At 53.4% G+C, this 22,448-nt stretch carries 9 protein-coding genes and 1 pseudogene; 2 read left to right on the top strand and 8 right to left on the bottom strand.

The window, feature by feature from the left end; translation table 11 throughout:
• Window positions 1-357 precede the first annotated feature (357 nt).
• From EL29_RS23500 to dhaK, 8 genes and pseudogenes are all read right to left on the bottom strand, one after another.
• A pseudogene (locus EL29_RS23500) lies at window positions 358-1,092 on the bottom strand (VENN motif pre-toxin domain-containing protein); the annotation flags it as partial.
• Between the two features lie 440 nt (window positions 1,093-1,532).
• On the bottom strand, window positions 1,533-2,042 hold the full coding sequence (locus tag EL29_RS01980) for a DUF2247 family protein (RefSeq protein ID WP_014593030.1): 510 nt from the start codon (window positions 2,040-2,042) through the stop codon (window positions 1,533-1,535).
• 1 nt (window position 2,043) lies between these two features.
• The gene (locus EL29_RS23255; RefSeq protein WP_028714865.1) at window positions 2,044-3,483 is read right to left on the bottom strand and encodes a VENN motif pre-toxin domain-containing protein; all 1,440 of its coding nucleotides are present in this window, start codon (window positions 3,481-3,483) and stop codon (window positions 2,044-2,046) included.
• 83 nt (window positions 3,484-3,566) lie between these two features.
• Complete coding sequence (locus EL29_RS01970) at window positions 3,567-13,445, bottom strand: hemagglutinin repeat-containing protein (RefSeq protein WP_052656101.1); 9,879 nt, start codon at window positions 13,443-13,445, stop codon at window positions 3,567-3,569.
• A gap of 14 nt (window positions 13,446-13,459) precedes the next feature.
• Window positions 13,460-15,124, bottom strand: coding sequence for a ShlB/FhaC/HecB family hemolysin secretion/activation protein (locus tag EL29_RS01965; RefSeq protein WP_014593027.1), 1,665 nt, complete (start codon window positions 15,122-15,124; stop codon window positions 13,460-13,462).
• A gap of 443 nt (window positions 15,125-15,567) precedes the next feature.
• Window positions 15,568-16,989, bottom strand: coding sequence for a dihydroxyacetone kinase phosphoryl donor subunit DhaM (gene dhaM, locus EL29_RS01960; RefSeq protein ID WP_028714860.1), 1,422 nt, complete (start codon window positions 16,987-16,989; stop codon window positions 15,568-15,570).
• A 10-nt stretch (window positions 16,990-16,999) separates the two neighbouring features.
• Window positions 17,000-17,632, bottom strand: coding sequence for a dihydroxyacetone kinase subunit DhaL (dhaL, locus tag EL29_RS01955; protein WP_013024796.1), 633 nt, complete (start codon window positions 17,630-17,632; stop codon window positions 17,000-17,002).
• 10 nt (window positions 17,633-17,642) lie between these two features.
• Window positions 17,643-18,713: a dihydroxyacetone kinase subunit DhaK gene (gene dhaK, locus EL29_RS01950; protein ID WP_014593024.1), complete on the bottom strand. Its 1,071-nt coding sequence runs from the start codon at window positions 18,711-18,713 to the stop codon at window positions 17,643-17,645.
• A 587-nt stretch (window positions 18,714-19,300) separates the two neighbouring features.
• Here dhaK and EL29_RS01945 point away from each other — a divergent pair.
• The gene (locus EL29_RS01945) at window positions 19,301-20,398 is read left to right on the top strand and encodes a glycerol dehydrogenase (protein ID WP_014606491.1); all 1,098 of its coding nucleotides are present in this window, start codon (window positions 19,301-19,303) and stop codon (window positions 20,396-20,398) included.
• A 99-nt stretch (window positions 20,399-20,497) separates the two neighbouring features.
• The gene (gene dhaR / locus EL29_RS01940; protein WP_028714859.1) at window positions 20,498-22,414 is read left to right on the top strand and encodes a dihydroxyacetone kinase operon transcriptional regulator DhaR; all 1,917 of its coding nucleotides are present in this window, start codon (window positions 20,498-20,500) and stop codon (window positions 22,412-22,414) included.
• The last annotated feature ends 34 nt before the right edge of the window (window positions 22,415-22,448 follow it).

Raw genomic sequence — 22,448 nt, 5'->3', positions numbered from 1 at the left:
AACCAGCTTGGACGCTTCAGCAACATCACCACTGGTAAGCGCTTTCTCTGCCGCTTTCAGCATACCCGCGGCAACACGCTCTCCCGGTATCAGGGAAGCGGCCACGTAGAGATAATCCAGTGCTGACTGTGCTTCCGCTGCACTTTTTATCGTACCCACCACCGGCACAAAATCTGCACCCGTTGACGCCACATCTTTCAACGCTTCACGCCGTTCCGTGTACATCTTCACCGAGCAGGCTTCGGCGCTCATTCCGACGCAGTTTGCCTTCTTATAGCGCTCGTTTTCAGCCTCAACGTAATCAACCGCCTTCTGCTCCACCGTCTTGCCTTCAGACTGCGCCTGCGCAATATCTCCCAGCGCATTATTCTCAACCGCATTTTTCCCCGCCTGAGCGCCCGCTATGGCTCCTGACGCACTGCCATTTGCCAGACCGCCAGCAAGCCCCGCTGCCAGCGTTCCGAGTGCGCTGATAGTTTGCTTCTGCTCTTCGCTCAAATCCGTCCGCGCGATACCCGGATACATCTCCTGAGCGATAAATTCGCCCAGCGCTGCCCCACTGGCACCGGACAGCGCGCTATTGCCCTGCGCCTGTGCAATGACGGCGCCCACAACCGCATGCGCCATCAGATTGGCTGCGGTATTCACCACTTCCTTGCCGTCAGGGCCTGTTGTGGTGGTATTGTTGTGGATCAGTTCGGCGAGGTAAGGGGCGGATGCGCCAGCCAGTGCCGCTTTAAAATCTCCGCCTGCCAGTCCCTGCACTGCTGCGGTGGCCGCCTGAATCCCCCGCTGTAATGAACTTCCGGTACCGGAGTCAGCGATTGCTATTTTGTACTCAGTTGTGGCTTTAAGGCTCTCAATATAGGCATTACGTACTTTTTCAGACGCGCCTTCAGGTGCGGGGCCTTTTACCTTCTGGGCTTCCTTCAGCGCACCAATCTCGCCCTGCGTACGAGCAATATCCGCCACCTGACTGCCAATCTCGCCAATCATCTGCGCGGTCTGCAGTCGCTGCTGTTCTTTCTCTTTGTTAAAGATCGGGCTGATGCTGTCGTTGGCATGCGCCGTGTCACGACTCAGCGTGGCGGTATGCCGGAAGATCTCTAAAGGTGAATGGTCCGGTTTGTCGGGGTACTTACAAGACGACGCCGGGCGGGCATTAACTGCTTTCAGCGGAGGCCGCAGGCCGACTTCCTCCGGAGTTTGCTTACCGACGATGACGCGGCCGACGCCGCCAGGGACGGCGGCCACGCCCGATGCCACACGCGGCGGCGCACGCCATAATGCAGATTAGACGCATACAAGCGCACGGGAAGGGTTATGTGGTGTTCTGAGGCTGACCGCGAGAGTGCGTATAATCTCCCGCATTATGTTTTAATGGCTGTAAGCCGAGAACCCAGTTGACAGAGGAGTGATAAGGCCAGTCCCGGCGCACTGCCATTTACCCCGCGCACTCCGCACCTGATGAAGGCAGATCGCGGCAAGGAAGCCGCGCTCTGCCATCCACCGAACCAAAGATCGGGATTTCTCTAACTTTTAAATACAGAAGATCCTTTTTCTAAATAATTTTCCCACCCGCTCATTAAATGATTAATATTTTCTATTTGAGAGTGTGTTGATGGATCATATCCATCAGAAGGAGGCATGTATTTAATAAAGCTTTCTATTTCATATGGATAATCAAAATCAGCATAAATAACTTCAACTTCAGCTAATGGATCGTCAAAACTATTACGATTATTCCAAAGCCAACTCAGAACAATAAATAGCCACTTTTTTTTGATTTTTGGATCATCTTTCTGCTCAGATTCCGAACATAACTCCTTTAGAAAAGGAGCAATGTGATTTGTTTCATCAGGCATAACGAATGACAATTCGAGTTCAGGACTAGTATAACTTCCTGTTAATACATTCTTTTCTGCCTTCTTTATTGGTACGTCTGAGGTAATGAGGTTATTTTCATAACCCCACCTTACATCACACCATGAAAGGTGAAAATTTTTATCAATAAAATCAAAAGGTATTGGATATAAATTCATGTCATTTTACCTTCGGCAATCGTTGGTTAGGAGCACCGGTAATACTGCCACCTTCAATAAATCTTTGGTGTGTGACGTTTCCTTTATTATCATAGATGTATTCAAATATACCTTTCTTCTCATTAAAAGAACCTTCCGCTTGCAGTAATTTCCTTTCTATACCATCACCGCCTTTGATAGTGAAAACTTTTCCATCCATCAATTGTTCGCGGCTCAGGTAACTTGCACCTCTATGAGTAGGATCTGGTTTTAGCCCACTGCCAATTCGGTCTGCTTCCAGTATTTTATTAATAACCGAAGATTTTAATGCTGTATCCACTATACCAGTGGTTTTTGCGACAACCTTCTCCGTCAGTACCGCGCCACCTTTCACCACCCCGGCACCGCCAGCCAGCAACCCGGCTATATCGGTGACCAGCTTGCCACCTTCAACACCGGCATTAAACGAGCCGCTGGCCCCGGCTTTCTGGTACTCTGCTTCCATCCGGTCAATGCGATCTATATAAGACTGCTTCACCGCATCCGAGACGTTACCCAGCACATCACCGCTGTTAAACAGCGTCTTCAGTGCTTCGTAAGTTTCGACCGGACTGCTGGCCGTTTTCACGATACTGTCCACAGCATCATATAGCCCTGCCGGAACCCCGGCGACCATACCCGCCGCAAAGCTGCCATCCTGACCTAAGTCAATCGCTGTCCATTTCGCCTGCGCTCCGGCTTTGCAGGCCACAGTCTGACATTCCGCGATTTCTTTATCTTTCTGCGCCTGCTGTTTCTGGCTCAGATAGTTATTCTCAACCGTAACCTTCCCGGCCTGAGCAGCAGCAACCATATCTGCAGCCCCACTCCCCGCCAGACCGCCAGACAGACCCGCTGCCAGTGTTGCCAGCGCCGAGACGGTTTCTTTCTCCCTGTCATTCATTTCGTACGGCTTCTTGCCGTAGATTTCACTCGCCAGCATGCCGGTCAGCTCGCCTGTCACCGCCCCTGCGGCTCCTGCTGCGATATTTTTGTCCTGCGCGGCCGCAAGCGCCGCATTGACAACCGCATGCGCCATTAACCGGCTGGCCGGGTCTAAATCTGAATGTCCAATCAGGTTAGCAATATAGGGGGCTGCGCCACCGGCAGCGGCGGCGCGGATATCACCCGAAGCCAGTCCCTGTACGGCAGCCGTTGCGGCTGTGACAATGCGCTGCACGCTCCCGCCAACGGCGTAAGGGGAAGCACTGAGCGCTTTATCGTAATAGCTCTGCCAGGCCTGTTTGCTGATTTGCTCACTGGTCGGCGTCTTACCCGGATTCGCTTCTTCCCAGTCCTTTTTAGCCTGCTGCAGCTTTTCCGGACTGACCTGCTTCATGTCATTATTTGCAGCACGCGTCGCTTCAATTGCGCCCTGTGTTTTGACAATATCGCCCACCTGACTGCCAATCTCGCCAATCATCTGCGCGGTCTGCAGTCGCTGCTGTTCTTTCTCTTTGTTAAAGATCGGGCTGATGCTGTCGTTGGCATGCGCCGTGTCACGACTCAGCGTGGCGGTATCCTGCTTCTGATTAGCCTGACACGACTCAGCGTGGCGGTATCCTGCTTCTGATTAGCCTGATCGCGCACCACTATCGTACCGTCAGACACTGCTGACTGGGTAGTCCCTTCTGCATGCCCTTTTCCACCTGCGCCTGCCAGCATGGTGTTAGCCATATTCCCGGCAAACTGACCGCCCAGACTGGCACCCGAGCTCATGCCAATGCCCTGATGCTCGGTTTTGTAGTCGGCCTCGTTATGCAGATCGGTAAAGCCCAGTGTGCCGGTATCCAGACGGTTTTTATCCGCATCGGCCTGACTGGCGATGACCGCACCGTTAAGCTGTGTATGGTTGCCCACCGTGACATCAAAGCCGCCATTGCCAGCATAAAGACCGCTTTGCTCCTTCACGCTGTCGAAATTGCTGTGCATCTTGTCCTGGCTGGCGTTGATATACCCGGACCCGGTCATTGAGCCAAAGGTAAAACTGCCGCCTGCACCAAAACTGGACTGCTTAGAATCGTATTTGTCGCTGTCCTGCAGGCTGGTAATGGTCAGATCCCGACCCACATCCGCCTTCACGCTGTTGCCATTGACCTGAGCGCCACTCAATGTGGTATCGCGACCGCTGCTGATGGCAACCCTGCCGCCGCTGTCCAGGGTCGTTTCGCTCCAGACCGTGCCGTTGCCTTTCTCACTGCCCTTAGCGCCATTGACGCTGGCAAAGACGCTTAATCCCGCACTGCCTGCCCCAACGCCGAAGCTGACACCAATGCCGCCGCCGCTGCTGCTGTTTTTACCTGTGGTTTGCTGGGTGTTTGCCGCACCGGTTAGGGTGATATCGTTTGCCGCCTGTAACGTCGTATCGCCGCCTGCTTTCAGCTGACTACCAGAAATCACCAGATTGCCGCTGTCTGGCCCCTGGCCTTTGCCCGTGGCATTGATACTCAGATTACGGCCTGCATTGATCGTTGAGCCGTTAACCGTGTCTGACTGCTGATGCTGCTCCGATTTCGACTGCTGGGTAGAAAGTGAAATACTGATGCCGATGCCGTTATTAGGATCACCCTGTACCTGAGCAAGCTGACTGGCCTGATTCGCCTGCACGCCAGACAAGACTGCCTTGGTCGCCTGAAGCGCGGCCAGACGACCATCACTCTGCTGTTTGGCTGACTGCGCCGCAGCGACTGCACTGTTCACGGCTTCCGCTACCGCACCAGACAGCGCCAGCGTTAAACCACTGGTACGTTGCTCCGTTCTTTCATCGTGGGTACGCAGATCGTGTCCTGGCGTAACAGTAACGCTATCACCCTGGAGCGCCATATTACCGCCCGCCACCAAATCGGCACCGTTAACCTGCAACTGCTTGCCAGCGGTAATTGAAACATTCCCTTTAGTACTGCCGACGGTACTGATGCTCTGGCTTTGTGTTGTTCCTTTATCGCGCATCTCCTGCAGTGATTTACTACTACCGATGCTGATACCAATGCCGCCCGTTCCCATCAGGCCGCTCTTTTTCGTTTCCGAAAAACGCCATGTGGAATCGGTATTAGTTGCGGCAGCAATATCGACATTGTTACCTGCATCCAGTGCCACATTGCCATCACCAACGACCTGAGAACCTTTTACCAGCAGGTCATTACCTGCTTTAACGGAGACATTGTTGCCGCTCAGCAAGGTGCCTTTTTCATTTGTGGCACTGTCTTCCTGAATGGTGTGCGTGGTCTTTTTACTCAGGAAGCCTTTTTTAGTTTTGGTTTCTTCTTTGTAGTAATAATCGCTTTCGGTCGCCGTATTCAGGTTAACGTCGCGCCCGGCCTGCAGGGCGATATCCTGTTTTGCCGTCACATCGGTTGCTTCGGTATTGATATCGCGACCGGCTACCAGAGTGGTACTGCCGCCGCTGGCGATCTCGGTGCCCTGCTGACGCACGGTTTCACTGATAACAGTTTTCTTGTCGCCCCTTTCGCTGTAGCCAGAACCGATGGCGTCGGCATTCAGGTTGATATCACGGCCCGCTTTCAGCGCGGCATTGCCGGTAGCGGCGATGGCGGCGGCCTGACTGTTGATATCCTGACCGGCAGCCAGGCTGAGATTACCGCCGCTGCTGACAGCCGTGCGATCCAGACTAGTGGAATGGGATTCCTGGTTGCCACTTCTGCTATTCGTAGTGTTGCTGGAACTGTTGAGATTGATATTGTTGCCTGCTTTCAAGGCAACATCTCCGTTAGATGCAATATTTGCAGCCTGACTGGTAATGTCCTGACCAGCGGCGAGACTCAAATTACCGCCGCTGTTAATCTGACTTCGCGAAGTTCCAACTGACGACGATGATGAATTGCCTTGAGAACGACTCTGGCTGTTCGTAGCGCTATTGAGATTAAGATTGTTGCCAGCAATCAGACTGGCATCATTTGCCGCATTAATATTACTGGCAGTTACAGTCAGATCTCGGCCAGAATGGATAGTGACGTTTTTGCCCCCAGTAATCGTACTACTGTCTGTACTCACCTGAGTCTGGGTGGTACTACCAATGACTTTCCCTTCCCAACCTCTTCCATGACCATAAACTGTTTGCGAATAATCATTGATATTTTGATTGTCTGTAATAGCAATATCCTTCCACGCATCCAGAAGAAGATCGCCACCCGCTTTAACATTCGCACCTGTAACGTTAATACTATTTCCTGCTTTCAGACTTAGCGAATCTACTGCAGTGATATTGGCTGTCGCTTTCGTTAATGTTTCGCTATATTTTTTCTCTAAACCACTATTACTTTTTGCATCTAATTGCCATAAATCAGTGGTAGTAATATTATTAATGTCGCCATTAGCACTCTCAAGGTTAACCTTTTTACCACTAATATTTGAGCTGATATTGTTGATGTTATTTATCGCGCTCAACTGCAGATTTTCGCCAGCATAAAGCATGCCTGCATTAAGGTTACTTATGCTGTTCTGACTGCTAACCGTCAGGTTATTTTTTGCGGTAACAGTACTGCCGTTGTTGGTAATATCACCGCCGGAAAGCGTCACGTTATTCCCTGCAATCACGCTGCCGTCATGCATTTCCACATCTTTGGATGATAAATAGACTTTCGGCACCATTACCGTCTCGCCATTTATCGTCGTGGCTTCCCACCAGACCATACTTTTATCAAGCGAGGCTACCTGCTGCGCAGATAAAGAAACCCCAAACTGCAACCCCAGCGCACGTTGCGCAGAGGCTGCGTTATCCATGAGATAGCGCATCTGATCCAGTTCGGAACCAATGCCGTTCAGATAACGGCTGCCGGTCTGGTTTAACACCACATTACTGACATAGCGCGTATCAAAGGCCGCATCACCAAGGAAACGGTAATCATAGTTTGGCTTGAGGTTCAGACGATCAAGCAGGTAAGACGACCCCAGGAACGTGGTTTTATCGGTATAAAGCTGACGGCTTTCCTGCGGTACCTGTCCCGGCTGCCTGCCAAGCAATGCGTTAAGATCGCCAAACAGGCTGTTATCCAGTTGTCCCAGACCGTTAAGTTTTGGATTGAGAGTGATTAAATAGGGACTTTTGCTGTTACCAAAAACAAAATAGCCGTTATCGTCAGACGGAATCGGATAGGCGCTGGTGTCCACACTGGCCGGCTTGTAACTGCGTAGATTAGCTGTGCTGACTGCAGGATCGGAAATCAGTCTACCTGACTGACTTAAATCGGCACGACCAAAGCTATCCGATGCATGAGTAACAAGCGAGGCCTTATCAGATGCGCTGCTATCCAGTGAACTATTACCATTGACCTGCTGCAAGGCACCCTGAAGCTGATCGCGCCACTGAGGAGAATTAACCGTAACCTTTTCTGCTCCGGCAATCTGCTGACGTTGTTGTGCACCCGACTGGCTAAATGAGGCTAGTCCTCTTATACCGGGAGTGGATAGTGTATTTCCGGTCCAGCCTGCGTTTGCTGTGGTGTTGGTATTACTAATATTGCTGGAGAAATTGGCACTGATGTTGCCTCCGGCCTGAATAACTGCGCGATAAAGTTCACCCGCCGTAAAGTTATTTTCATGCCCAACGAGTTGATAAGGTATATTATTGCCAATAGCACCATCCACTGTCCTTTGATTATTAGGTATCGGAGTAGTTGCAAAAACACCTGTGTACTTATATATAGCAAAATTATTTTGAGTACCTGCTTGCCAAGATTGATTATTAAAGTACCCACCTGAAAGAACAGTATTTCTTTGAGATAAAATATTGCTGGCTTGGTTATCTAGCCCATTTGCATTTATAACAAGATCTCTTCCTGAAGCTAAGCGTGCGACTCCACCATTTGCTATGACACTCAAGGTTGAACTGGAAAGAATAACTTTTTGCGTTTCGAGTTTTATATTAGGGGCATATACAGTTTCAGTTGTAGTTGTGCCGTGGCATTTTGTGGCCCCCTTACCTGAATCACAGTTAGGTTGGGCTGGATGATTGATGGTTACTATTGCAGTGCCATAATCTCCAGGATTAAGTTCCCATATAGAAAAATTTATATAGGCGTTACCAGCGCCTACTTTTGTGGGATTAGGATTATTAGTTTGTGTAACCTGCAACCCATCCCGCGTATTCAACAAATGCCCAGTATTGATATTAATATCCCCACCCTGCGTCTCAATCGTCCCAGAGGTGTTGATCACTTCCCCGTTGGCATTGCCCGCGCCATCGCGCTGCATCCACAGGCTGTTGCCCGCCAGAATATCGCCACGCTGGTTACGAATGCTGTTGGCTAATAAATAGAGATTCTGCCCGGCGTAAAGCAGCGCCGTGTTGACCAGGCTGCCTGGCGTGCTGATGGTCAGGTTACCGAGCGTGCCGGTAAAACCGTCCAGGGTGACATCGCTACGGCTGTTCAGGGTAACGTTGCCGCCGCCCTGCAGGCTGCCAGCACCGTTCATGGCGATGCGGTTGCCTGTCAGGCTGCTGTCAGCGCCGCCGGTGGTGATCTGGCCGTTGTTGGTGAGGTCGCCGCCCGCATTCAGCGTCACGCCCTGGCCCTGCATTGTGCTCTGATTTTCCAGCGAGCCGTTGCTGTTAAGCGTTAGTCGGTTGCCCGCTGCCAGCGTGTTATGACTGACGAAGCTGTTCGCCAGATTCACTAGCACATCGCCCAGCGCAACGACCTGGCCGAACTGGTCAAAGCCGTTACTCACCAGCGTCAAACCGCCGCCGCTGAACAGCCGTCCCGATCCGGTCAGGTTGACCTGCGCGGCATTCACGTTCAGTTGTCCGGTGCCGAGCACGGTGCCGCTGTTACCGAGATTCTGATAATTAACGGCCAGGTTGCCGCCCTGCGCCATGCCCTGGTTCTGGAAATTGGTGCCGTTCAGGGTGCCCTGTTGATCGGCAAGCAGCGTACCGTTGTTAGTTAAGCCGGACGCGTTCAGCGTGAGCTGTCCGGCCTGCAGCCAGCCATTATTCACCAGTTGCGGTGTGGTAAAGGTCAACGCGCCGCCAGCCAGTAATCTGCCATTGTTGGTGGCTGAGTTTGTGGCGTTGACTGTGCCACCAACGCCCTGAATCAGACCATAGTTATAGAGATCTGGTGTGGTCAGCGTCAGCGCGTTCTGAGAAACCAGAGTGCCATTCGCGGCGTTGGTGAGATGCCCGGTGGCGCTGAGCAGCAGGTTATTGTCACCCTGTAGGCGGCCCGCGTTATCTAACGCACCGGTGTTAATCTGAAGATCGCTTCCCTGAATACGGCCCAAATTATTCAGCGATGCCGACTGCAGGCTGATTTTTCCGGCACTGAGCAGGTTCTTATCCTGCTGCTGTGTCAGCGCGCCGTTGAGCTGCACGCTAAGGCTGTCCGCGCCAGTAATTTCCCCGTTATTGTTTAGCGTGTCGCCTTTCAGGGTAAGGTTTTTAGCCACCCATTGCCCCTGATTCGCCAGCGTCAGCGCCTGTAAGGCTGCGGTGCCGTTGGCAGAGATCTTGCTGCCTGCGGCGGCATCCAGCCTGTCGCTCAGGGTAAGTTGCAGGCCATCGGCACTTTGAATCGCTCCACCGTTGGCCAGTTTTGCCGCATTCAGCAGGATCTGTTGCCCCTGCCACGATCCGTTGTTGGTGACGTTATCGGCCGTAATCGTTAACGCGCCCTGCGTGAGAAGCTGTCCTCCCGCGTTATTCACAAGTTCACGCGTCGGAGCGCTCTGCGCCAGCAGCATTCTGAACCGCTGCGGGGCCGGTCCGAGCGTCAGGGATTTCAGACCGATAAGGTTGCCCTGGTTGGTCACGCTTGCGGGAGTAACCGACAGCGTATCGCCCTGAATGGCGCCGCTGTTGTTCAGCGAACCGCCGTTAAGCGTCATGGCTTTTTCGGCGAGGACAGAGCCGGTATTCACCAGATTTTGCGCACTGAGTTGTGCACCGCCCTGACTGAGTAGAGATCCACCATTCGTAAGGTTGCTATCAATCGCGGCGCTGAGATCGCCGGTGCTCAGCAGCGATCCCTGATTTTGCCAGCTACCAGACGTTATCTCGGCATTCACCCCCTGCAGGGTGCCAGCCGTGTTTAATGTCGCCGCGCCAAGCAGCAGATCGCCACCGCTTAACGCTCTGCCTGTTGAAGACTGGGTGAGATCGCCAGTACTAAGCGCGTCCAGTGAAGTACTGCCCTGCCACAGGCCGCTGTTATTCAGCGATCCGGCACGCAGCGTCAGCCCGCTTGCCATGATTTTGCCACTGTTAGTCAGGCTCTCGGCATTCAGGCTGGCGTTGCCGCCCGTAATCAGGTTGCCGCTGTTATCCAGCAGCCCCGTGGTTTGCCCGTCCAGTGCACCAGTGCCATTGAGGGTACCGGTGTTTTTTAAGCTGCCGAAACGGTAACTGAGCTGGCTGCCCTGCCAGGTTCCGGCGTTACGGGCGTCCGTACCCTGTAACGTCAGTGCGCCACCAGTAATCAGTTGGCCGCCCGCAAGGTTATCCAGCTGACGGAACCCTGCCGTCAGCGCGTTATCGCCCTGTAGCAGCCCCTGATTTTGTAATGTATCGCCCGTTATCTGCAATTGCTGGCCTGCAACGCTACCGGCGTTAGTCAGTGACTGCGCCTGGACCTGCGCCAGCTGACGCGCAAGCAGCTTGCCGTTTACGCCATTATTCAGCGTGCCGGTCAGCGCGGTATTCAACGCGTCCGCATTCACCTGGCCGTTATTGGTAAAATCACCGCCATTGACGCTGAAGGTGCCCGCCACCTGTAACAGCCCATCATTTACCAACTGGACAGGTGCCAGGCTCAGTCCGCTTCCGCTGACAAGCCGACCGTTCGCCAGGTTAGCAATTTGCGCGCTGGTTATCGCCAGTGCGCTGTTGCCCTGTAGCAGGCCAGCATTACTGAGCTGGGGAGCCTGAATAGTTAGCTGATCCGCAGCAAGCGTGCCCGCATTGGTGACGTTGCCAGCCTGCAGGTTCATTGCCTGCTGGGCCGTCAGGGTGCCACCGTTGTTAAGCTCCCCAGCCACAGAGGCGGTGATATTTTTTGTGGCCTGCGCACTGCCGCTGTTTTGCCAGCTTTGTGCTGTGACAGCCAGATTATCGCCCTGCAGCTGTCCCTGGTTGTTCAGAGAGGAGGCCGTAATGTCAGCGTTGCCCGCCGTCTGCAACTGGCCCGTCGCCTGATTGCTCAGACTGCCGCCTTTCAACGTCAGCGCCGTATCGCCCTGAATCAGTCCGCTGTTGATTAAATCGCCCTGAAAGGCCAGCACTTTTGCCAGTAACCAGCCGCTGTTGTCTGTGGTATTTCCCTGCAGATCGACGCTTTGCTGACCCATTATCTTGCCGCTGTTGGTCAGGGTTTTCGCCTTCAGCGTGGCATCGCCTGCACTGAGCGCATTGCCGCTGTTTTGCCAGTTGCCCACTGTCAGAGCCAGTTTATCTGCCTGAATTAATCCCGCGTTATTCAGGTCACCGCCGTTAAGCGTCAGTTGCCCTGAGGTCAGTAGTTCGCCGCCCTGTCGGTTATTCGTCGTGTCCGCATTCAGGTTCAGGCTGCTGGCGCCCTGAATTCTGCCTGCGTTATTTAACGTAGCGGCCGTGAGCTCAGACTGATTCGCGGCAATCTGCCCACTGTTAGTAAGCTGGTCGTTTGTCAGTTGCAGTGAGCCTGTCGCCAGCAGTTTGCCATCTGTGAGGTTGGTCAGTTGACCGTTGTCAGAATGAAGCGTGCTGGCGTTGATTTCGCCATCGTTGACGAGACTGTTGCCGCTCAGGTGCAGTGCACCCTCCGTGCTCAGCAGCCCGCTGTTGCTGAAGTCAGGCAGGTTGAGCGTCAAATCGCCCGCCGTCGCAATACTGCCCTTTTTTAAGTTAGTCAGATGCTGGCTTAACAACGTCAGATTCTGCGTACCCTGCAACAGACCGCTGTTGGTGATGGCATCGCTGTTGAGCGTCAGCTGCGGTGCCGTCAGCGAACCACTGTTATTAAGCGTCATCGTCTCCAGCGTGAGTGCATCAGCACCCTGCAGCGTACCGCTGTTATTTAGTGCATCACTCTTGAGCCGGATCGCATTGCCCTGCAAGGCGCCCTGGTTAGTCACGTTGTTGCTGACCGTGGACAGTTGCCCTTTTGCTGACAACGATCCTGTGTTACCGATCGTGAAAGCATTCAGAGAAAGATTATTCCCCGCCTTAAACTGCCCGGCATTATCAAACTGACCGGCCGGGTCCAGGCTTAAGCCGCCGGTGAAGTCTGGCTGCGCGTTGAACGAGATGTTATTGGTGGCGTTGAGCGCACTGCCGCTGTCCACCGACAGGCTGGTCGCGGCAAGGTTGATGCTGTCACCGGCCACGATCTTGCCACTGTTGATTTGCAGGCGCTTGCCGCCCTGCAATGAAACAGCGCGATCGCTCCCCAGGCTCCCATCGTGCAGACTGATAGCGTTTTGTGCGGTTATCGTCGCCGGGCCAGCGGATTTATGTTCCCCGCTCAGCTCTACGCTTTGCGCACTGGCGGTCAGTGCCCCGCTGCTGAGACTGTTATGCACCGCCAGTTTCCCGTTCGCATCCAGGGTGATATCGCCCTGTCTGGCCAGTAAGTTACCCAGATTGACGCCGACGCCTTTTTCGCTCGACACCAGATGAATGCGGTTGGCGTACATGCCGCCCAGAGCGCTGGTATCGACCGCCACGCCGGGCGCAGGCCCTTCGCCGTTAATGGGCGTTATCGATCCATCCTGCCCGACGCGATTTGCTCCCAGCGTCACGGTGAGATCTTTGGCGTGAATCCCGGCATTGATTTCCGTTGCGCGTGCCACAATCGACACAGCATCGGCTTTACTGCCGTCCAGTCCCTGGCCCTCAATGGTAATGGTGCCTTTACTGACCTCCAGCGCGGCCAGGTTGCCGTTGGCATCAAACTGCGGTTTACCGGTGGTCAGCGTCACGTTGGGCGTATTGATAAAGCCACAGCCGTTACAGGTAATGCCGTAGGGGTTAGCCACCATAACGTTGGCGGCTTTACCGGCCACTTCGGTATAGCCCTGCAGCTGTGAACGATTGGCCCCCACCACTTCGTTAATAATGGCGCGCGCTTCCTGTCCGGCTTTAAGGTTGGGGTTGTTCTGGATCAGCCCGCCAAGCTGGGTCTGCGTGAGCTGGCCAGTGGCGTTGTTGAGGATAAGGCCCTGTTGCCCCACGTTATATTGATCGTACTGGTTATGAGAAACACCCGCCTGATTCGGCGTTGCAATATTGACCACGGGCACGCCATTGCCTGCCGCATCCATCCTGGTGCCTGGCGTGACTGGCGTGATTTCAGCAGCCATCACGGGCAGCATCGGTTGCACCGCCACCAGATAGCAGATGAGATAGCTCAGCGCGCGACGGGCAAGGGAAACAGGCTGACGATCGTCCATAATCAGTTCCTCTTTTAGAATACCAGCCCGACGCGGGCGTAAATGCTGACGTGATCCGGCTGTAAATAGCCGGGATAGCTGAGCGGAATGCCGACGGTATACTGGGTGTAAAAATGTTGATTGCGAGTGCCAAGCCCCACGGCACCGCCCCAGAGCGTGCCGGTAAACTGTGGGTTTTGCGGATCGCTTCTCAGCCAGCCGCCGTCCACCGCCGCCAGTGCGGTGACTTCACCCAGCCCAGGTAACGTAAACAGGCTGTAATCCAGCTCATTGCGTAAGTAACCGCCTACATCGCCCGACAGGTATTGCTCTTTGAAGCCACGCACAGAGCTGTCGCCGCCCAGCGTGAGTCGTTCGCTACCGTAAAGGTGATCGGGTGACCACTGTCCGTAAAGGCTGCTTAGCCACCACAGCTTGTTGGTGAGCGGTTTTTGATAGCTGGCGCTGATGCTCCATTTACGAAACTCTGCTTTCGGCAGGTTACCGTTTTTGCCTTCATCGCTTTCGGCATCAAACCACGGCATACCGCGGCTAAACGATGGGTTAAGCGTGGCGACGCCACCGGCAATTTTCTGAGTGTGGTTCAGGCCAAACTGCAGGCTGGTTAATTTGCGGCTACTGCTTACCAGAGGCGCATCGTTGAGATAGTTGTGGCTGGAATAGTGATTCAGGCCAATCTGCACGCCCGTTTTGATATCGCCGTTGCGAAATAAAACCCAGGAGCCGTTAAGGCGATGTGCAATATTGTCGCCGTTGCTGAACCACGTGAAATCGTTATTGATAAAATGGCTGTGGTAGTTGCTCCAGCTGTAGCTGTAATCCAGCAGGCCATAACCATAAGGCACGCTGACGCCGGCCTGTAAGTTCTGCGCATCGCGCCAGTGGCTGAATGCGCTGCTGCGCCCACCACTGACAAACCAGCGATCCGCCAGCCCCAAAAGATTATTTCCGGTCAGAGAGGCGTTAAGCTGGCCCAGGCCGGTGCTGCGCTGCCCGCTGTTATCAAAACCCAAGGTCGCGCTGAGGGGAAATTCAGGTTTTGCTGTCAGATTAACAATAGAATAACCCGGTTTAGGTGACGGCTGAATTTCGATTTGAACAGGTACCGTGCGTACGCGATTAATCTGCTCCATGCCCTGCTCAATATCGCGCAGGTTCAGGATTTTTCCTTCCAGCCCCGGAAATACCATGCGCAACAGGCGTGGATGTTTACCGTCCAGAATAATGGTGTCCAGTTTGCCTTCCAGCACGGGAATAATTAGCTGGCCAGAAGAGAGATCCTGTTCTGTTAAAAAAGCCCGGCTGGTAATATAACCCCTTTGCATATACCAGTCGGAAATCGCATGTACCAGCGCATTAATTTGCGTTAAGTCCAGACAACGATTGACGTAAGCAGAAGTCAGTGACTGCTGCTGGCTGGCGGAAAGCAGTGTGGCGTTGCGGATTATGATCTGATGAATAGTAAAGCAACGGCCTGACGCATCAGCACGGGGAGCGGGGACTATACGCGGTGACACAGCTTGCCAGAGTGCATCACGCTGCTGCTGATCCTGCTGCAGGCGTTGCTGTTGCTGAGTCTGGATATAATCGCGATCGCCTGGCGTCAACGGCGCAGCCAGTGCGCTTACCGTGATAAGCGCGGCGCTCAACGCCAGCCACTTCCCTGTCTTTGCTCTCATAGGTAAGCCCAATGAAAAGAAATGTAAGTTTTTTGTAAAGCAGTGAAAGCATAATATCACCTAAACTATTGGAAAATTCCTGATAAAAGTAAAAGACGACAGCTTGATATATATTTTATTTAATCACTCACTGTTTCCCGCCTTAACCCAAATATGATTTTAAAAATATCCCCTTAACTAAAATGCACTCCCTTGAGCCTTTCCCGAATAAAAATAAACATGAAATCCCAAGGTAGTCTCTGGCGGAAACCCATTTGTGGGACGCGATTTATTTATGTTTTCTGATTGAAATATCGAGTAATTATTGGATAAAAATGCGCCAAAATGAGAGGGGAGTTGTCGAAAGGTTAAGGGAACAAAAAGAGATTTAACTGAAATTTTTTGTCAGGGCCAAATAAATTAAAGCCCCTGAAACAGATACCAGAGGCTAATGAACACTAGCGTTATGCGCAACTCACGCGCTGTGCAGCGGGATCAATCAATAGCCTGTCCTCTGGCTGAATGATATCCAGCACTGCGCCCTGCTGACAGATAAAGGCAATACCGGCCTGCTGAGCAATGATTGCGGCATGTGACAGCGTGCTGCCCTCCCGCAGGCAAATGCCTTTTACCAGTTGCGCATTCAGATTAACGACCGCTGACGGAAAGATATCGTCTGCCACGATAATGGCGGGCACGTCTGGTGTCGGCAGCCTGATGTCGCGCCCTTTCAGATGACACAGAGTACGATACAGTATGTCTTCGATATCAATAAACCGCGCCTGCAAATACGCATCATCCAGGTGCTGATATTGCTGGCTTAATTCCATTAGCACCTGATACCAGGCTGATTCAGCGCAACACGAGTCATTACGGATGACCTTACAGGCAGCGTCAAACAGGTCGGGATCGTCCAGCAACGTGTGATGGCCTGAGAAAATAGCCGCCACCGAAGCACCATATTTCTTCTCTGCCAGGGCAGCCAGCGCATTCAGGTCATTGAGCGTATCTACTATCGCCTGCTGCAGCCGCCGCTCTTCCTGCCCGACATCGCTGCAAGGGTGCCTGGCAGGCTGCGCCAGCGGCAGGGGATAAAACACCGCTTTACCCTGTACCTTTTCGACGGTGGACGCCGATGTTTTTAACGCCATCGACTCGGGATGCTCGCCAAAATCTTCCGCCGCAAGGGATTCAAATGCCGCCAGGGCACGCTCAGCATCGGGCCCACTCGCCGACAAGGTAACGGCGTCATGACAGCGAACCTGAAGCAGAGCAATCTGGTTGAGGCTGTCTGGCTTCACGCACTGCCCCTGTTTCTCTAACACCAGATCAGCGTTCATTCCCGCCAGTGCAGCGACCAGCCGCGAAGCAGGACGAACGTGCAGACCGTGGTGGTTCCTGATGGTGACCGTAACCGAACGCGCGTCCGAATCAGGCGCTTTTGCGGGCAGCGAAGCGGCGTGCGCGGGAGGCGTTATCCCTAACTGGGCCTGTTTCGCCGCCAGCGCATTCATGGCAACGTCAATGACTGTGTCGATGTCCGCTCCCGCCGCCGCGCTGACGGTGGCCGCCAGCGTGCCTTCCACCAGCGGTGCTGCACACAGGCGCACTTTTTCAGCAATGACCGGATCGAGCAGATCAAGTGCCGTCTCAGCACTGAGCAGGGCACTTCCCATATCCATCATGACCAGCACATGATCGGTATCCGCGACAGCCTCAATCGCCTCCATCACTTTTATCGGATCCGTGCCGATGGGATGATCAGGATCGTCAATGCCGGCGGCGACCGCGATCCTGCAGTTATCGCCGGTTAACATTTGCCGGGCCAGCATTTCCACGCCCTCGCCTAACATTGCACTGTGTGACACGATCACCAGGTTTACCATTCCTCTCTCCTTACTCCCTGGCGGCGGCGGCCAGCATTTGCATCATGAACATGACCGAGGTTGCACCGGGATCCTGATGACCGATACTGCGCTCACCCAGATAGCTGGCGCGCCCTTTGCGGGCCTGCATGGTGATGGTTGACTGGGCGGCTGACTCCGCCTGTTGGCAGGCGGCATCAAGAGCGGCGGTGAGTGAGACATTCTGCTCACTAGACTGACGCAGTGACGCCACGACCGCGAGCCAGACGTCGCACATGGTTTTATCGCCAGGCTCGGCTTTACCGCGGTTAATGACCCCTTCCGCCCCTTCACGAATCATCTGATAAAGCTCTTCCAGCGTCAGGCTCTGGTGCGCCTGGGTAACCTGAGCCGCACGAATAAAGAACGTACCAAACAGCGGCCCGCTGGCTCCGCCTACGTTTGAGAGCAGCGTCATACCGGTATTTTTAAGAATAAAGCCGATATCTTTATCTTCGACAGAAGGCAGCTTCTCGACAACTTTACTGAATCCCCGATGCATATTTAACCCGTGATCGGCATCGCCGATTTCACGATCCAGTCCGGTCAAAAAATCACTTTCACGGGTAAAAACTTCACCACAGCGGTAAAGCCAGCTCACAATTTGGGCGCGGGTCAGTGACATATCGATCTCCTTATTGGCCCCAGTTCAGGGCTGGTGTATGGACCGGCGCATCCCACAGCGCCAGGGAATCATCGTCCACGCTCAGCAACGTGATGGAAAAGCCCACCATATCCAGTGAAGTGCAGTAACTGCCTACCAGACTGCGCTCAAGGGTGATCCCCTGCTCTTCACAACGCTGCGCCAGGCGGTTGTACACGCCATATAATTCTGATAGCGGCGTCGCGCCCAGGTTATTGACCAGCGCAATGACTCTGTCGCCGCGCGTTAAAGCCTGCTTGGTGTGCTGCACTTCTTGCCAGCTACCGGTCTCGACATCCCAGTGACGCAGCGGGCGGCTGTAGGTGCCATTCTCCAGCAGGGTTTCAAACATCTCATCGACCGTGTTATCCAGCGAAGTAAAGGTGCGGCGATCGATACCCGGCTCGCCATGAATACCGACACCAAACTCCATTTCATTGTCCTGAAGTTCAAACGAGCGCTTTCCTGCAGCGGGAACGGTACAGGCGCCCAGCGCGATGCCAATAGAGTGACCACAGTTATTCAGCTTACGTCCCAGCGCAGCGCAGGCTTCAAGGGAATCGCCCCGCTCTGCGGCAGCGCCAACCAGTTTTTCAATCAGCACGGTATTTGCCACGCCACGACGTCCAGCCGTATACAGGCTGTCTTTTACGGCGACATCATCATCCACGACTATCGTCGTGACCTTCACGCCGCTTTCGTGCAGCAGTTCGGTTGCCGTTTCAAAGTTGAGGATATCGCCGGTGTAGTTTTTAATGATCATCAGTACGCCCTCACCGCCGTCAATTTTCATGGCGCACTCAAACATTTTGTCTGGCGTGGGTGAGGTAAAGATTTCGCCGGGGCAGGCGCCAGACAGCATGCCATGACCAATAAAACCGCAGTGCATCGGCTCATGGCCGCTGCCGCCGCCCGAAAGTAGCGCAACCTTTCCCACTACAGGCGCATCGGCTCGCGTCATGCAGACGGGATCCTGATGAAGCGTCAGTTCAGGATGGGCTTTTGCCAATCCTGCCAGTTGTTCACTCAATACATCTTCCACACGGTTAATCAGCTTTTTCATTCTTTATGCTCCGTTGGATACGGTTAGCTGTCACTCTGCCTGAGGCAAAGACAATCCGATTACGGGGGGAACGGTAACGGCGGCAGACCGCTCGTCGACGCACTGATTCTCATGGAGTCGACGAGAAAAAAAATGTCAGGATGAAGAGTTTCATAACGGAACATCGTGAGGTTTTTTATGTTCCATAATGAAACATATCACACGTCTGTTGGGTGAAAATGAGAGGCAAAGCAAGTCATGACAGCGGAAGCGATAAATAAAGACCGTTGAGCAGGCAGGTTTTTTAGCGGCAGACAGCATCGCGCGTCATGTAGTAAGGAAAATCGTCGCCGCATTTTGCCGTTTTACACTGCTGGAGACGATCGCGATCGCAACATAGCATTCAAACCTGGTTTATTGTTCCAGTATGAAACGTGCGGAGCGGTAAGGTGTTCCATATCAGAACGTTGGCCGCAAAACTTTTTCACCTCCATGTCGCGCGTAAAGTGAAACGCGACGTCGGCCATCATTCGGCTTTCACTGCAAGCCGAGCCAGAGAGATGCCAGCGTTCACTATGCGAACATGTTCTTACTTGAGGGTGAAAGGAATGCCAAAAATTATCCAGTCTCCAGCGAAATATATTCAGGGCCCCAATGCCGCCATGTCCTTCGGCCAGTACGCAAAGAACCTGGCCGATCGTTTTTTTGTGATTGCCGATGACTTTGTAATGAACATGGCGGGCGATAAGGTGTTGAGCGGCCTTGCTGAACATGACGTCACCTGTCATGCAGAACGTTTCAGCGGGGAATGTTGCCGGACTGAAATCAACCGGCTGATGACGTTAGCAGAACAAAACGGCTGCCGCGGCGTCATCGGATTAGGGGGCGGTAAAACGCTGGATACGGCCAAGGCGATTGCGTGGTATCTCAAACTGCCAGTGGTGGTTATCCCCACCATCGCCTCCACCGACGCGCCCACCAGCGCATTGTCGGTTATTTACACCGAAACCGGTGAGTTTGCAGAGTATCTGATCTATCCCAAAAACCCCGATATGGTCGTGATGGATACTACGATCATTGCCAAAGCACCGGTACGTTTACTGGTCGCGGGAATGGGCGATGCCCTGTCCACCTGGTTTGAAGCCAAAGCCTGTTACGATTCTGGCGCAACCAGCATGGCAGGCGGCAAGTCGACGGCCGCAGCGTTAAGCCTGGCGCGGCTGTGCTATGAAACGCTCCTGGCGGAAGGCGAAAAGGCTCGCTTTGCGGCTCAGGCAGGCGTGGTAACAGATGCGCTGGAACGTATCGTTGAGGCCAACACTTACCTCAGCGGGATTGGCTTTGAAAGCAGTGGTCTTGCCGCCGCGCATGCCATTCATAATGCGTTTACCGTACTGGAAGAGTGCCATCACCTTTATCACGGTGAAAAGGTCGCGTTTGGTACGTTATCCCAGTTAATTTTGCAGAACAGCCCGACAGAAGAGATCGAAACCGTGCTGGCGTTCTGCCAGAAAGTAGGATTGCCTGTCACCCTGGGGCAAATGGGCGTGAAACAGGATATCGAGAAAAAAATTCAGGCGGTTGCCGAGGCGGCCTGTGTGGAAGGCGAAACCATCCACAATATGCCGTTCCCGGTCACACCAGACAGCGTTTATGCGGCGATTATCACTGCCGATCTGCTAGGACAGCAGTGGCTGTCGCGTTAATCTGTCACAGGTAAACCGCTGGCCCGAGTCTCCGGGCAACGACTTCCCCCTGGCTGCGCGGCTGGGGGGATTCTTTATGGTCTTTCAGCGGAAATGGATATGACAGTGTTCGCGCCCGAGAGCGATAAACACGTTTCAGCGGTGATAGCTCAGTCATGGCACCGCTGCAGTAAATACATGCAGCGGGATAACTGGCAAGCACCGCATCAGGCACAGGGATTAACTTACGCGTCGATTTGCCGCCGCAAAACCGCCCTGCTCACCATAGGCCAGGCCACGCTTGAGGATGCGTGGGAATATATGGCGAACCGCCCTTGTGCGCTGTTTATTCTTGATGAATCCGCCTGTATCTTAAACCGTTGTGGCGATGCACAGACGCTGCTGGATCTTGAGAAATTAGGCCTGCAGGAGGGAAGTTACTGTGCGGAAAGTATCATCGGTACCTGCGCCCTGTCACTGGCCGCGCTTGAAGGCCAGCCATTAAAAACCAGCCGGGAACAGCATTTCAAACGGGCTCTTCATACCTGGTCTTTCTGCTCTACACCCATATTCGATAATCACGGTCGTTTATTTGGCTCTATCGCGTTGGCCTGTCTTTATCAGGATCAGGCGCCCTCCGATCTCTCGCTTACGCTTTCTGTTGCCCGGGAAATAGGCAATTCACTGTTAACAGACAATTTGTTAGCCGATTCCAACCGCCATCTGAACCAGCTTTATGGCCTGCTGGAGAGCATGGACGACGGCGTCATGGCGTGGAATGAGCAAGGCGTCCTGCAGTTCCTGAATGCTCAGGCAGCCCGGCAGTTGCACCTTGATGCCTTAACCAGTCAGGGAAAGAATATCGCTGACCTGATCACGCTGCCGGCTCTGCTGCGCCGGGCGATTAAGCAGGTAGAGGGATTAAAACATGTGGAAGTCACCTTCGAGAGCCAGCATCAGTTTGTTGATGCGGTGATTACCCTGAAACCCATTGTTGAAGTTCAGGGCAACAGCTTTATTTTACTGCTCCATCCGGTTGAGCAGGTCCGTCAACTCATGACCAGCCAACTGGGTAAAGTCAGTCACACCTTTGAACAGATGCCAGAAGAGGATGCCGACACGCGTCGTTTAATACATTTTGGTCGTCAGGCAGCCAAAGGCAGCTTTCCTGTCTTACTGTGCGGGGAAGAAGGGGTAGGTAAAGAGTTGCTGAGTCAGGCAATTCATAATGAAAGTGACCGGGCAAGCGGCCCTTACATTGCGGTTAACTGTCAGCTTTATGCCGACAATACACAGGGAGAGGATTTTACAGGCAGTGCACCCGGCGAGGATAGAGATGGCCGTTTAAGCCGTCTGGAACTGGCCAGCGGCGGCACGTTGTTTCTGGAAAAGATTGAATATCTGACACCCGGACAGCAATCTGTCCTGCTTCAGGTCATCAAGCAAGGCGTGCTGACTCGCCTTGATGCGCGGCGGCTGATCCCCGTTGATATTAAAGTGATTGCCACGACTACCGTTAATCTGGCCCATCTTGTGGAACAGAATCGTTTTAGCCGTCAGCTTTATTACGCATTACATTCCTTTGAGATTGCCATTCCGCCCTTGCGCGCGCGGCGTAACAGCATTCCCTATTTAATTAATCACCGCCTACGCAGGCTGGAAAAACGTTTTTCCTCGCGCTTTAAAGTTGATGACGAGGTGATGACGCAATTAATGGGTTATGGATGGCCCGGTAATGACTTTGAATTAAACAGCGTGATTGAAAATATTGCTATCAGTAGTGAACATGGCCATATCCGATGGAATAACCTACCAGAATCGCTTTTATCTGAGCAACCTGACAATGCCGCAAACGCCTCTCTGCTGCCGGATAATCTGTCATTTAGCGCGATTGAAAAAGAAGCGATCCTCCAGGCTGCCCGCATGACTCAGGGCAAAGTTCAGGCGATGTCTGATCTGCTACACATCGGCCGCACCACATTGTGGCGAAAAATAAAACGATACGCGATTGATGTAAGGCAGTTTAAACCCAAATAACGGTGTTCACTGCCTGTATTATGGGTTCAGCCAG

The organism is Pantoea ananatis LMG 2665, from assembly GCF_000710035.2.
Taxonomy (GTDB): Bacteria; Pseudomonadota; Gammaproteobacteria; order Enterobacterales; family Enterobacteriaceae; genus Pantoea; species Pantoea ananatis.
Note: the sequence above shows the minus strand (reverse complement) of the source record. Positions and strands in the feature narration are given on the sequence as shown.